This window comes from Bacillus sp. B1-WWTP-T-0.5-Post-4 (genome assembly GCF_009183795.1).
Lineage (GTDB): Bacteria > Bacillota > Bacilli > Bacillales > Bacillaceae_G > Bacillus_A > Bacillus_A cereus.
Map to the genome: position 1 here is coordinate 103,387 of NZ_WEIJ01000010.1, position 14,182 is coordinate 117,568.

Here is a 14,182-nt window from a genome sequence, read left to right on the forward strand (position 1 = left end):
AAGAGCTCAACCTCAAAATGCAGCGAAAACAAAGAAGTTAGGCTGGGTGGGTTGCCCGTAAAAAACTGATTGGTGAGGGCTGATTAAAGTTTACTTTATACGTGTGATGAACTAAATTAAGAAATTGATTAGGGTACGTCGTTTCTTTTAGGAATCCTTATTATAAGGATTCCTTTTTTGTACCAAAAAATTTGCAAAGAAAAAAGATAAGATTGGGAACACAATCTTATCTTTAACATAAAGAATTAGCGTATGAACAGAGTATAACAAGCGGCGAGTCATAGTCGATAGTAAACTTCTGTCATGTTTATAAAAAACAACAAAAATTGAGTAAATAAGGCTGTATTGATGGTTATGTCATACAAACCGTGACATTTTGACACTAACGTATGTGACAGAAAAATACTTAGGATTAAAAAAGTAGTTTTTAACACATTAGCAACGAATGAGGAGGAGAGATTTTAATGATAAAAGCATCAGCTCAAAAAACTTTGCAAGATTTTTATTTCTTGTTATTTACCTTTGTATCCGGTTTTTTTTACTTTTGTTTCTATCTGGTCAGCATTACATTTGCATTAGTAATGACGATTATTTTTTTGGGTATTCCCTTATTAGCGTGGGTACTACAAACAACTCACACGTTTGTTCAGTATGAACGCATTCAAACGAAGGTTTATACAGATATATCGATAGATTTATTCGAACCAAGAAAAAAAGAGGAAGGAGATAAATGGATTAAAGCGATAGATACAATCCTCAATAATAGCAACTGGAGGGCTATTTTTTGGCTCATGCAGAAAATTTTTGTTGGAATAATGAGTCTTATATGTGCTGTTTTACTGTATGTAATACCACTAGGATGTATCGTTACCCCCTTACTTTTTCAATATTTTAATATATACTTATTGGGCATTGCAGTAAATTCATGGGAGACAGCAATTTTTGTCATGATTGCTGGTTTCATTCTCATCTGGATACATAATCTTATTGGAAACAGCTTAGTTCGAATTATTGGAATGTACACGCGTTTCATGTTTAAAGCTATAAAGGAGTGATAATTTGTTTAAGACTTTAAAACTATGGTTTTGGTATGATTGGGCCTTACTTTGTATGCGCTTTATTGTTTGGCTATCATTGATATCAACGACTATCCAACAACAAGATCATTTGACAGTACCACTTTGGATCATAATCCTTTGGGAAGTCGTTTCATTTTCAGTACCTTGGATTTGTTTAATGTTCAGCTATCGCTATTATTTATTTACTGAAATAATATTATTTGGCGGAGTTTGTTTCTATTTAACTTTATTATTTCCGTTAGCGTATCTTGCTTTTTTAATGCCAACTTTTATGATTGCGGCAAATAGCGTTCATAAATCTTACCGCTGGTCGGGTCCTATCACAATTATTTTGTTCCCGTTGCTCATTGCGATATTTTCTAAAGTGACAGATTTATGGGTAATCATCCTACAACTCAGTTTAGCTTTTGCTATGGGCTCTTTCTTTCGTTTACTGGCTATTAATTACCGTCAAAGTGAAATAATTCGGAACCAGAAACATGTATTGGAACAGTACGTATCCCAAGTTGAGCGGATTACATTACTGGAGGAACGTGATAGGCTCTCAAAAGACTTACACGATACGATGGGACATTCCTATACTTCAATTATTATGGGGATGGAAACATTGCGTATGGAATTAAAGTCTAAAGAAGGAGAGCAACAGCTAGATTCATTATTACAATTGGCCCGTAACAGTATGGAAGAAGTAAGACTGTATTTACACCAATTAGATTTATCACAAGAGTCGCTTCCCTTAGCTACCACACTACAACAATTGACAGAGGAATTTAAGAAACATGCAAAAGTAAATGTACGTACTCGAATAATAGGGGAAGAGTATATGGTCTCCAAACAATCAAAAATGACACTATATCGGAGCTTGCAGGAATCACTAACAAATGCTGTTCGCCATGGGCATTCCACAGAAATCATTGTGTCACTTCATTTTGAACCACAACAGATAAGATTGGATGTACAGGATAATGGCTGTGGGGTAGAAGAGTGGAAGGATGGCTTTGGATTAACTGCAATGAAAGAGCGTGTAAGTCATTCACAAGGAAGAGTCATTGTTTATTCCAAAAAAGGGGAAGGGACATTAATTTCATGTGTTTTACCGAAACAAGTACAATTGGCTAACGAACAAATTCGCCTGTGTATTGTCGATGATCATTCTTTTATCCGAGAAAGTCTTCATACAATTTTGAGTGGACTGGAGGATTTACAAGTAGTGGGAATGGCTGAAGATGGAGAACAGGCTTTGGAATTGTGCGGGAGACTAAAACCAGATGTAGTATTAATGGATTTAGAGATGCCAAATCTGGATGGGATTCATGCAACTAAAATGATTAAGAAAAAATGGCCGGAGATTCGTGTACTCATTCTGTCAACCTTCCAGAATACAGAAAGGGCAAAAGAAATCATACGAAATGGTGCGGATGGATATGTATTGAAATCCATAGATTCGCGTGAACTAGCTGAATCAATTCGTCTAGTCTATCGAGGAGGGGCGATGATTACTCATGACTTATTCCATAGGATGTGGGAAGAGAATAAAGAAACAGGATTATTTGAATCACGATCAGATGGAATAGAGTATGGCTTGACGAAAAGAGAATTAGAGATTTTGGAACTATTATCACAAGGAAGCCGTTATAAAACAATAGCTTCGACACTTTACTTGTCAAACGGAACAGTAAGAAATTATGCCTCCAATCTCTATGAGAAGCTAGGAGTTAAAAATCGAGAAGAAGCAGTACAAAAGGCAAAAGATATAGGATTACTTTCATGACTCTCCCACTTGAACTAGTTAGCTGAAGTTAATGGGGAACTTACAGATAATGCAGAACATCACTACCCAATCCCACATTTGAAACTACAATGAAAAATAAAGATTTGGAACGCTTCTACTTTTTTGTGAACAAAGTTGTTTAAAAAGGTTATTTGGATTCTCATATCGAAAAAGTAAAACACTATAGACGAAGACTATAAAATGTGTAGACTATAACTAAATTTGAAACAAGGTTTAAGGTAGATGAATGTTTTATTGAAACCTATCTTTACAAAGGGCTGGTAAATAGTTTTCGTATTTGTTAGTACATCGGTTCTAAATCTAAAAGTAAAATAGGTATTTGGGTCAATAACATCTTTGATTTATATGTTATTGACCCAATTTAGAAAATATCTATTAAGTTGCCATGAGTAATTTTAGAATTGAAAGAGGGAATTTCGTAAATTCGGGGATAATAATACTCACTAAATTAAAGCTCTCTATAAAGAGAAGAATTTAGAAACTAAAGAAATCAGTGTGACGGTGCTTGATTGTAGTCAAGTATAAAATATGTTGTTTTGAGTTGAAGTAAGATGTGTAATTGAAAAAGATAACAGGATAACATATTTCTAATCATTTAAAGGGAAGGGGATGTGATTAAGATGAATAATACATATAATGAAAAGACGCATACATTGATTAAACAATTAATAAAAAAGTTTTCACCAAAAGCTCCTGGCTTTGCATATATTGCTAGTTTTGATAGCGGAGTAACGTATAAAGGTGCAGTTGGCTTAGCTTCTATAGAGGAAGATCTACCGATAACCACAAAGAGCGTTTTTAATATCGCCTCAGTTTCTAAACAATTCACAGCATTTTCTATATTACTCTTAGAACAAGAGAGGAAATTGAGCTTAGATGATTCAATTGTAAAATTTGTCCCTTCTATAGGTGCATATGCTGAACCTGTAACATTGAGACATCTAATTCATCACACTGGTGAACTAGTTGATTATATGGAATTGGCTCAAGCAGAAAATATTAAATTTACTGATATATTAACTGTGGAAGAATCGCTAAAGCACCTTAAAAATCATCAAATTGCAAGGTTCCCTGTTGGCACAAAATTTGAGTATAGCAATACAGGATATTTTTTATTGTCACTAGTGGTAGAGAAGGTAAGCGGCAAGTCTTTACGTCAGTTTGCAAAAGAACGTATTTTTGATTCTTTAAATATGAAAGACACAACAATTGTAGATTGCTACCCAACTACTATATCAATTGCTAGGGGGTATTCAAAGAATGAACAAGGAGCATATATGGTCTATGAAAGCCCTTGGGAACATACAGGTGATGGGGCAGTTCATGCAACAGTCGAAGACCTGGTAAAGTGGGGAGAAAATTTAACTACAGGTACCGTTGGCGGAAAAGAACTTGTTAAAAGAATGAGCGAAATAGGTCCGGAAATTTCTCCAACTGGGGAAACAATTATTGACAATGAAGATTATGCTTTTGGGCTAAGGCTTGCAGAAGGTTTTAACTGTCGATACTTGGAACATTCAGGTAGCTGGGCAGGTTATCGTTCATACTTCATGCGGTTTCCAAAAGAATATTTGACTGTTGTAGTACTAAGTAACTATGATGGATTTGACTCTAAAAAATATGCTAATGAAATAGCAGGAATTATTTTAGAAAAGTAAAAAATAGGGTGTAGAAGAGTATCTGGATTTGGTTAACCACACGTTGTTTTAGGTGTAATTGATTTTGGGAACGGAAGGCAGGCATATATTTATGCCTGCTTTTTTGTATTAAAATGAACATAGATATTAATTTTTTTGTAAATATGGAACAATGTCATTACTTACAATGTCTATTAAGCGTTGAAACATTTTTTATTTAATAAATTAAGAAAGGAATAATGATTTTTAATTAAGGGAGAAGATTGAATTGAAAAAATTATGGATGCTGTTTTTCATTTGTTTCGCAGTTATGTTGGTAGGATGTAATAAAAACGAACCGCCAAAACAAGCATTTGAAGAATATATTAATTTATGGAATGATAAAAAGTTTGCAAATATGTATGATCATTTATCAGATCATGCCAAAAAATCGATTTCTAAAAAAGAATTCACAGAAAAATATCAAAAAATCTATGAGGGGATTGGAGCTAATAATTTAAAAGTTAAAATGAAAGGAGAGAATACGAAAGATAAAGAGCTTTTTCTTTTTGAAGTTAAGATGGATACGGATGTAGGACCAGTTTCATTCATCCATGAAGCAAAACTTGTGAAAGATAAAGAGTCTTGGAAAATAGATTGGACACCAGACTTCATCTTCCCAGGTATGAAAAAAGATTACAAAGTACGTATGCAAATAGAGCAAGGAAAACGCGGAGAAATATATGATCGAAATGGAAAAGGGCTTGCAACGAATGGTAAAGCAACTGAGGTTGGAATTATTCCAGAGAAACTAGGCGAAACAGCAGCGCAAACGAAAGAAATAGTAGCACAATTACTTGATATGTCTATAGAAGAGGTCGAACAAAAACTCACAGCAAAATGGATAAAACGAGACTCCTTTGTACCAATTGGTATTTTAAAAGAGGGAACCAGACAGAATGATTATATTGAATTAGAAGGAGTTTCATCTCGCCCAGTAAATATTCGTACGTATCCATTAGGTGAAGCAGCGGCACACTTAACTGGATATATAGGAAAGGTGAATGCGGAGGAGTTAAAATCACTTCAAAAACAAGGTTATCAAGCAGATGATTTAGTAGGTAAGACCGGTTTAGAGAAAGTGTTAGAAAATAAATTGCGTGGTGAAAAGGGTGGACGCGTATTTATAGAAGATGAGAATGGGAAAGAGATTAAAAACGTAGCAAAAAAAGAAGCAAAAGAAGGAGAAAATGTTACGTTAACAATTGATGCTGCAATTCAAGAAAAAATCTTTAATGAGATGAAAACTGAAGCAGGGTCTAGTGCAGCGATTAATCCTAAAACAGGTGAAACAATCGCACTTGTAAGTAGCCCTGCTTATAATCCAAATATAATAGTTAGAGGAGCATCGAAAGCCCAACGAGAAGCATGGAGTAACGACTCGAAACTACCAATGACGAATCGCTTTACACAAGCAATTGTACCAGGTTCCGTATTTAAAACGATCACAGGTGCAATTGGTTTGGAAACAAACACAATAAATCCGAAGGAAGAATTTAAAATTCAAGGATTGAAGTGGACAAAAGATTCATCTTGGGGAAATTACTATGTAACGCGTGTGAAGGATGCAAGTCCAATTGATTTTGATAAGGCAATGAAGTACTCTGATAATATTTATTTTGCTCAACAAGCTTTGAAAATAGGAAAAGATCAGTATGTAAATGAACTGAAGAAATACGGTTTTCATGAAAAATTACCAATCGAATACGAATTTCCTATTTCAATCATTGCAAAAGATGGGATAAAAAACGATATCCAACTAGCAGACACAGGCTATGGACAAGGACAAGTATTAATGACGCCACTTCATTTAGCATTAACATATGCACCGATTGTGAATGAAGGGAATATTCCGTCGCCTCATCTTTTAAAAGAAGCAAAAGTAGCGGGGAATTGGAAAGAAAATGTGGTTTCTAAAAAGAATCAAGACATATTAAAGAGTGCATTAATCAAAGTCATTAATGACCCTGATGGCGCAGGGAGGATTGCAAAGGTTGATGGTGTAACGCTTGCTGGTAAAACTGGTACAGCAGAACTGAAAGAGTCGAAAGAAGCAGACGGAAAAGAACTGGGATGGTTCGCAGCTTTCGATGCAAATGCGCCAGACATGATTGTTACCATGATGATTGAAGATGTAAAAGGAAGAGGAGGAAGTAATGTTCCAGGTGAAAAAGTAAAACATGTATTTCAGAAATAACACTTAATTATAAGGTGAATTTTTTCACTAAATTTATTATATGTTTGCTTAACTCAAAGGTATAAATTGGGGGGAATATAGAGCAATTAAATTTCAAAAAAGCATTCTTTCTAATCGAGAATGCTTTTTTTGCTGCGACTCTAGAAAGTTAATACCTTATCTTAATTTTCATTTCTGAAAAGTTGGCATTGCTAATGGTAAATAGAAGAGTATAGCAAGTTGAAATGGACAAGTGGAGTGTTACGTTAAATTCAAAAAACAGATTTTCATGAGTAGAATTTTATCATTGTATGCTTTACTTGTTTTTTAGTAGTATTATTCTGCTTGAAAAAAGATAAACAATGGAACAAATGAAACTTGTATCTTGTCTATATATTGAAACCATAATAAAAGTGAGGGTAGTTTTACGTTTATTCAAATAAGTTTGAGGTGTGGAAATGGAACAGACGTTTATTGAAAAGTATAATCATGATGAGCTGGACGATGTTATAAAAGACTATTGGCAAGATGTATGGAATTATTCATTTATTATTACGAAAGATCCACACTTATCAGATGATATTACGCAAGATGTATTTATAAAGGTATTTAAAAATTGGAATTCATTTCGAAAGGAGTCATCTATTAAAACGTGGATATTAAAAATCACAAGAAATACGGCAATAAACTATTTGAAATCATCTTATTTTAAAAGAATATCTTTAATAGGTTTTTTTAGTGACGATAAGCAATCCCAGTCGGCAGAACAAGAATTTTTTAAGCAAGAAGAAATGAATGATGTGTGGAAGGTTGTATTAAAACTACCTAAAAAGCACCGTGAAATAATTATATTGGACGCAAAATATGAATTATCTTATGAAGAAATGGCTGAAACATTAGGAGTATCCATTGGAACTGTAAAATCGAGATTAAGTAGAGCGAGAAGTAAGGTTTCAAAATTAATAGGGGAGGGTAGTAGTGATGAACAATAAACAAAATCCTGACTGGTATAGAAAAATAAAAAAAGGGCCAATGGAGAATCGTAAAGATGAAGAAGAATTTATTTCTAAAATAAAGCAGTCTATATATGAAAATAATGAAGTGGATTTTGTAAAACATAAAAGACCATTTCGTAAAAAAGCATTACCTATTGTAGTTGTTTTGGTTTGTACAATGTTATTTTTCATTGTTCAACAACCTTGGCTTGATGATAATAAATCACCAGTACAAAGTAGTACTCAAATTAAGCCTAAAACAAAAGATGAGTCTGCTCAAGATCCATCATTAAAACAATTTATGAATGAACTATATCAAAGTACGAACTCAAAAAATGAAAATGACTTGTACAAAGCGTTAAATGATGAAGTTCTATTTAAAGGGAAGAGTTATAAGAAGGATGAACTGAAGTTTGATGAAGATATTTTTCATGAGTTGCAAGTCGCCCTTACAATGGGGGGAGAGTTTGCAAATGATACAAAAAAAGTATACAAAGTACCAAGTGGATTGACAGAAAGTAACCAACCAAAGCAAGCGCATTTTATATATGCAACGGTTACTGGAAATAAAACAAAAATTTTAGCAGAACCAAAACGAGAATCACAAGTGTTATATGAAGTATCTAATGAAATGGTAAAAGCTTGGATTCCAGAAAAAGTGCAAAATGATGGATATATAAAAATATCGACAATTAATGGCAATACTGGATACGTACAAAAAGAGTATGTTTTAACTGATATTAAGTATTCATTTATGTTCGAAAAAAATGATAATGGTGAATGGAAAATAATAAATATAGATTCTATTTGGTAAAAGAGGAAGGTTCACTTTAATGAACCTTCCTCTTTGTTTTTATTCTCTTTTTGAAGTGTATGCCAAGACTCTAAAATTTCTGATGTAACGAGAGCAGCGATGTTTTTTTCTGAATTACTACCAGGAATAACGACAGAAACGGCAATTTGTGGATCTTCGGTAGGAGCATATGCAATGAAAAGAGAATGATTTATCATTCTTTCTTGCTCATTCGGAAAACCTGTAATACCTGTTTTACCTGCGACGTCAAAGGGCAACTTTTTAATTTCCTCTATATTTTGACTCATTCCACCTTGCACGACACTCCAAAAGTTCATCGGGTAACGATTTGAACTTTCTAAAATTGGTTTAAACTTTTTTGTTTCCTTACCGTCCGGACTAATAATTGCACTTACAGTTTGAGGTTTATATTTATCACCTTTACTTGCCAAAGTTGCTGCATATTGAGCGAGTTGAAGAGAGGTATGCACTTCATTTCCTCCCCAAGAGGCGTTTAATAAAGCGGAGATCCCATTTTCAAACTTATTAGATGGATGGAATTCATATTGTCCGTCTTCTTCAAAGGGTAAATCAATCCCAGTTTTAGAACGTAGGCCGAATTGCATTAAATAATCTGTCCATATATGTGCCACTTTTTCTATATTCCCATTATTTTGGTTGAATAGGGGCAGAGCTACTTTTGCTGTCATAAATGTGTTAGATGAATTAATGATAGCCTGCCTCGGTGTAATCTCACCTGTTGGCGTTCCAGGTGCATTCGTAATGTTATTTTGATTATCATACTGAAAAGTCCCTTTATCTAAATAAGTATCTTCGGGTTGGAAAAGCTTTTCGTTTAATCCAATTAAAATAGTAAGTGGTTTTATAGTAGAAGCCATATTTACATAAGATTCACCATACTTTAATTTTTGAATTGCTTTATTTTGCGAAAGAGATTTAATGTTTTCTTTTCTAGAAGATACATGTGTATTTAATATATTTGGATCAAAAACTGCCGAGTTGACCATAGTTAAAATCGCGCCAGTTTTTGCATCGCTCACTACAGCATAACCAGCTTTAGCATCAGGTGTTTTCTTAATTTGAGATCTTAATGCTTCTTCTGCTTTTTGCTGCAACTCAAAGTCTAAAGCTAGCCGTACATCTTTTCCTTTTTGTACTTTTTGAATGTTCCATAAGAACTTTTTATTATTCAATTTAAAAATAAGAGTTTTACCTGGTTTTCCTTTTAAATCATTTTCATATTGCAGCTCAATCCCGCTTTTTCCAACAGCCATATGCTTTGAATTAAGGTCATTTTCTACATACCCAATTACCTGTGAACCAATTTCGTGTTTAGGATAATACCGAATCCATTCATCTTTAATTATTACATTATTGGGTTTGTTTTTGTTTATGAATGCAAGTTCATTCTCAGTTATATCAGAGTATAACGGTATATCATTCATAGTCTGCTTTTTACAAGATTGTTGTAATTGAGATTTTATGTTCTCTGTAGAAATATCATGTTGAAACTCGCTTGAAAATTGATTAAAAAAAGCTAATGTGTTTGATGTATCTTGTTTCGATAACTTTTCATCATTAGAAGTGCAATATAGAGACTTAACTTTCTTATTTGTAGCTAGTATTACACCATTTTGATCAAAAATCTTTCCTCTTTCAGCTGAAGAAGTTGCGATAGTAATTGAAATGAAGTTGATTTTTAATAAAATTAGTAAAATCAAACCTACAATAGAAAGAACCGCAAAAAATCTCCATCTTTTTGTATGTAACATATAACCCTCCCTTATGTAGCCTATTTCATCTTATATTTAATTATTTTTTTTGTAAATGTGGAACAACTTTATTGTTTAGGTTGTCTATTAAGTATTAAAGCATGAAGAAAGGAATAATTAGCATGAAAATTTACTAGCAAGTCTATATGTAAGTTTAATAAGAGTCATTATACAGTTTAGCACTTCTAATGCAAGCGGCAAAAAAATAGAGAGAAAACAAGAAGGGAGAGTTATTAATGCCGTAGCTAAACGAAAAGGAATGGTTGCTTACAAGGATTAAGCAAAAAATTGAGGCGATATTTATAACCGATTATCGGTATCTAATATATAAGGAATGCTTTTAGTATTTGTAGCAATTCCTGAAAGGATTAAATGGAGGATTTATGAAAGAACAAAAAGGCAAGAAGCAGAAGACATATATATCTATTCGATTAAATATAATGTTCCTTTGCATATTTGTACTATTCTCAGCTATTATTATGCAGCTAGGAAAGGTACAAATCGTTGAGGGAGAGGCTTATAAGAACCAAGTGGAAAGTAGTCAAAATGCAATAACTAGTATTCCAGTTCCACGTGGACAAATTTTAGATCGAGAAGGGAAAACAGTTGTTAATAATAAATCTCTTCGCACAATTACGTATACAAGGGTGAAGGGAATTACGAGTGAAGATATTTTAAAAACAGCAAAAGACTTGGCGAAAGTACTTGAAATGCCTGAACAAGATATAAATAAATTAACAGATATCGATAAAAAAGATTTTTGGATGCAGTTGAATTCGAAACGTGCGGAGACAAAGATTACTAAGAAAGATATAGAAAAGTTTAAAGAAAAGGGTATAGAGGGAAAAGAGTTAGATAAAAAAATAGAAGACTTAAGACGAGGTCGTGTTACAGAGGTAGAATTAGCAGAATTAACAGCACAAGATTTAAAGGTGTTAGCTATTAAAAGTAAAATGAGTTCAGGTTATCAACTAACACCACAAATCATTAAAAAAGATGTAACAGATGAAGAGTATGCGCGCATAAGCGAAAATCTTGCGAATTTTCCAGGAGTAGATGCAACTGTTGATTGGGAACGTAATTATGTAAACGGTAATTTATTTCGTTCTGTATTAGGAAATATTACGAGTAGTGAAGAAGGATTACCGAAAGAAAATTTAGATTCTTATTTAGTACGTGGATATAACCGTAATGATCGTGTTGGAAAAAGTTATATTGAACAACGATATGAAGATGTATTACACGGCACAAAAGAAGAAGTAAAAAATATTACTGATAAATCAGGAAACATTGTTAGCACAGAAATAATCTCTAAAGGAAAAAGTGGTAATAGTTTAACATTAACGATTGATATGGAATTACAAAAGAAAGTGGAAGAAAGTATAGAGAAAAACTTGAGAGCTTTTAAGAGTTCAGAGCCACTGCTCGATCGAGCTTTTGTTGTCATGACGAATCCAAATAACGGACAAATTTTATCAATGGCAGGCAAAAAGATTGTAGAAAAAGAAGGGAAAATAGAGGTTGAGGATTTGGCATTAGGAAACATGACAACTTCGTATGAGCTAGGGTCAGCTGTAAAAGGTGCTACTTTATTAACTGGATATGAGACAGGGGCAATACATCCAGGAGATCAATTTTATGACGCGCCGATGAAATTTAAAGGTACACAAGCTAAGAAATCGTGGAATGTATCCGGATTTGGTAATATTAATGATTTACGGGCTTTACAAGTATCTTCGAATGTATACATGTTCCAGACAGCTTTAAAAATTGCGGGAGTTAATTACGTACCAAATGGCTCATTGGATATTAAACAAGGAGCATTTGATACGATGCGCTATTATTTCAAGCAATTTGGTTTAGGTGTCCCAACAGGTATTGATTTACCGAATGAAATAATTGGACAAACGAGAAAAGTAGATAGTCAACCTGGGTTTTTACTAGATTTTTCTATCGGTCAGTATGATACGTATACGCCGTTGCAATTAGCGCAATATATTTCAACGATTGCGAATGGTGGTTATAGAATGCAACCTCAAATTGTACAAGAAATACGAGAACAATCAATAAAAGAAGAGGTTGGCAAAGTTATACGTTCCATAGAGCCTGTCGTATTAAATCGAATTGATATGAAGAAAGAACATATTGATCGGATAAAAGAAGGGTTTAGATGGGTATTCCAAGAAGGTGATGGAACTGGCGTGAAATATTTCAAAAACGCGCCATATAAACCAGCAGGAAAGACAGGAACAGCCCAAACTGTATATGGTGGAGATGACCCGATTGGCAGAAATGCAAAAGGAGAACGTATGGAATGTTACAACTTAACGTTAGTTGGATATGCTCCATATGATAATCCGGAAGTAGCATTTTCCGTAGTAGTTCCATGGCTTCATGATGATAAAAATGGAATTAATTCTATAATTGGAAAGGAAGTTTTAGATGTATACTTTGATTTGAAACAGCAACGTATACATGCTGAATCTACTAGTACAGGTAGTTCTAAGCAAAATTAGAATACTTTTCTCAGGGAAGAGAACCTGTTTATATAAAGCCATTTATAAGAAAAAATGAAATATGAAATAAGAGATAGCGGCGATCATAGCTACTATCTCCTATTTTGTTAATAATTCTCATACTAGCTATAAATTTTTTTCAGTTTGTGGAACAAATTTGGTTCGGTGATTGTCTATTATGTGTACGTATAAAAAGGTGCTAAAAATTTGGAAGGAATGATGATTTTGAAAAAAAAGAGGATGCTAAAAATAGGAATATGCGTTGGTATATTAGGTTTAAGTATTACAAGCCTAGAAGCTTTTACAGGAGGGGCATTGCAAGTTGAAGCGAAAGAAAAGACTGGACAAGTGAAACATAAAAATCAGGCAACGCATAAAGAGTTCTCTCAACTGGAGAAAAAATTTGATGCTCGATTAGGTGTATATGCGATTGATACTGGTACAAATCAAACAATCTCTTATCGACCTAACGAAAGATTTGCCTTCGCATCAACTTACAAGGCTTTAGCCGCGGGGGTATTACTACAGCAAAACTCAATTGATTCATTAAATGAAGTAATCACCTATACGAAAGAAGACTTAGTGGATTATTCACCTGTTACAGAGAAACATGTAGATACTGGAATGAAACTAGGAGAAATTGCTGAGGCAGCTGTTCGTTCAAGTGATAATACTGCAGGGAACATTTTATTTAATAAAATAGGAGGACCTAAAGGATATGAAAAAGCGCTTAGGCATATGGGGGATCGGATTACTATGTCTGATCGCTTTGAAACAGAATTAAACGAAGCTATTCCAGGAGACATTCGTGACACTAGTACAGCGAAAGCTATTGCTACGAATCTTAAAGCTTTTACGGTCGGAAATGCACTTCCTGTTGAAAAACGTAAAATTCTTACAGAGTGGATGAAAGGAAATGCTACAGGGGACAAACTTATTCGTGCAGGCGTACCAACTGACTGGGTAGTTGGAGATAAATCAGGTGCTGGCAGTTACGGGACAAGAAATGATATTGCTATCGTTTGGCCTCCAAATAGAGCACCAATTATCATCGCAATTTTATCTAGTAAAGATGAGAAAGAGGCTACCTATGATAATCAACTCATTGCAGAGGCAACTAAAGTTATAGTTAAGGCTCTTAGGTAATAGTATTTTAGTTTTCGCATTTTTAACATGCAAGTATTAAAAGTATAAAGTTAGAAAACGACTCTTTTCGTGTAATAAGAGTCGTTTTTGTATTCTTATTATTAAAAAGGTAAAAGTAAAAATATAATGAATATATATGACATATCTCATATGAAATTTCATGTACTGTATTATTTTATTAATTTAAATAAATTTCAAGAAAGTATAATATAATTC

At 33.6% G+C, this 14,182-nt stretch carries 9 protein-coding genes; 8 read left to right on the forward strand and 1 reads right to left on the reverse strand.

The genetic code is table 11. The features are described 5' to 3' along the window. Positions 1 to 464: 464 nt before the first annotated feature. The 6 genes from GBN91_RS24000 to GBN91_RS24025 all read left to right on the forward strand — a co-directional run bounded on the left by GBN91_RS24000 (position 465) and on the right by GBN91_RS24025 (position 8,532). Complete coding sequence (locus GBN91_RS24000) at positions 465 to 1,055, forward strand: sensor domain-containing protein (protein ID WP_152122526.1); 591 nt, start codon at positions 465 to 467, stop codon at positions 1,053 to 1,055. Positions 1,056 to 1,059: 4 nt separating this feature from the next. After that, positions 1,060 to 2,850, forward strand: a complete 1,791-nt coding sequence (locus GBN91_RS24005) for a helix-turn-helix transcriptional regulator (RefSeq protein WP_152122528.1) — start codon at positions 1,060 to 1,062, stop codon at positions 2,848 to 2,850. A gap of 641 nt (positions 2,851 to 3,491) precedes the next feature. Beyond that, a complete protein-coding gene (locus tag GBN91_RS24010; RefSeq protein WP_152122530.1) occupies positions 3,492 to 4,529 on the forward strand; it encodes a serine hydrolase domain-containing protein in 1,038 nt (345 codons plus the stop codon). Positions 4,530 to 4,776: 247 nt separating this feature from the next. Further along, the gene (locus GBN91_RS24015) at positions 4,777 to 6,744 is read left to right on the forward strand and encodes a penicillin-binding transpeptidase domain-containing protein (protein ID WP_152122532.1); all 1,968 of its coding nucleotides are present in this window, start codon (positions 4,777 to 4,779) and stop codon (positions 6,742 to 6,744) included. 437 nt (positions 6,745 to 7,181) lie between these two features. After that, positions 7,182 to 7,715 carry an RNA polymerase sigma factor gene (locus GBN91_RS24020; RefSeq protein WP_000438340.1) on the forward strand — a complete coding sequence of 178 codons (534 nt, stop codon included), beginning with the start codon at positions 7,182 to 7,184 and terminating at the stop codon, positions 7,713 to 7,715. Further along, a complete protein-coding gene (locus GBN91_RS24025; protein ID WP_001060761.1) occupies positions 7,705 to 8,532 on the forward strand; it encodes an SH3 domain-containing protein in 828 nt (275 codons plus the stop codon). The genes GBN91_RS24020 and GBN91_RS24025 overlap by 11 nt, the downstream gene beginning before the upstream one ends. An 11-nt stretch (positions 8,533 to 8,543) precedes the next feature. Here the strand turns inward: GBN91_RS24025 and GBN91_RS24030 are convergent, their stop codons facing one another. Further along, the gene (locus tag GBN91_RS24030) at positions 8,544 to 10,304 is read right to left on the reverse strand and encodes a peptidoglycan D,D-transpeptidase FtsI family protein (protein WP_152122534.1); all 1,761 of its coding nucleotides are present in this window, start codon (positions 10,302 to 10,304) and stop codon (positions 8,544 to 8,546) included. Positions 10,305 to 10,687: 383 nt separating this feature from the next. On the opposite strand from GBN91_RS24030, the gene GBN91_RS24035 reads away from it, so the two are divergent. Together GBN91_RS24035 and bla are read left to right on the forward strand one after the other, a co-directional pair. Continuing rightward, the gene (locus tag GBN91_RS24035) at positions 10,688 to 12,820 is read left to right on the forward strand and encodes a peptidoglycan D,D-transpeptidase FtsI family protein (RefSeq protein ID WP_152122536.1); all 2,133 of its coding nucleotides are present in this window, start codon (positions 10,688 to 10,690) and stop codon (positions 12,818 to 12,820) included. Positions 12,821 to 13,039: 219 nt separating this feature from the next. Next, on the forward strand, positions 13,040 to 13,966 hold the full coding sequence (bla, locus tag GBN91_RS24040; RefSeq protein WP_152122540.1) for a class A beta-lactamase Bla1: 927 nt from the start codon (positions 13,040 to 13,042) through the stop codon (positions 13,964 to 13,966). Positions 13,967 to 14,182: the final 216 nt, after the last annotated feature.

Bases quoted from the DNA above. Each gene is read 5' to 3' on its own strand.
- GBN91_RS24000 (WP_152122526.1), top strand. From the start codon at position 465: ATGATAAAAGCATCAGCTCAAAAAACTTTGCAAGATTTTTATTTCTTG.
- GBN91_RS24010 (WP_152122530.1), top strand. From the start codon at position 3,492: ATGAATAATACATATAATGAAAAGACGCATACATTGATTAAACAATTA.
- GBN91_RS24020 (WP_000438340.1), top strand. From the start codon at position 7,182: ATGGAACAGACGTTTATTGAAAAGTATAATCATGATGAGCTGGACGAT.
- GBN91_RS24025 (WP_001060761.1), top strand. From the start codon at position 7,705: ATGAACAATAAACAAAATCCTGACTGGTATAGAAAAATAAAAAAAGGG.
- GBN91_RS24030 (WP_152122534.1), bottom strand. From the start codon at position 10,304: ATGTTACATACAAAAAGATGGAGATTTTTTGCGGTTCTTTCTATTGTA.
- GBN91_RS24035 (WP_152122536.1), top strand. From the start codon at position 10,688: ATGAAAGAACAAAAAGGCAAGAAGCAGAAGACATATATATCTATTCGA.
- bla (WP_152122540.1), top strand. From the start codon at position 13,040: ATGATTTTGAAAAAAAAGAGGATGCTAAAAATAGGAATATGCGTTGGT.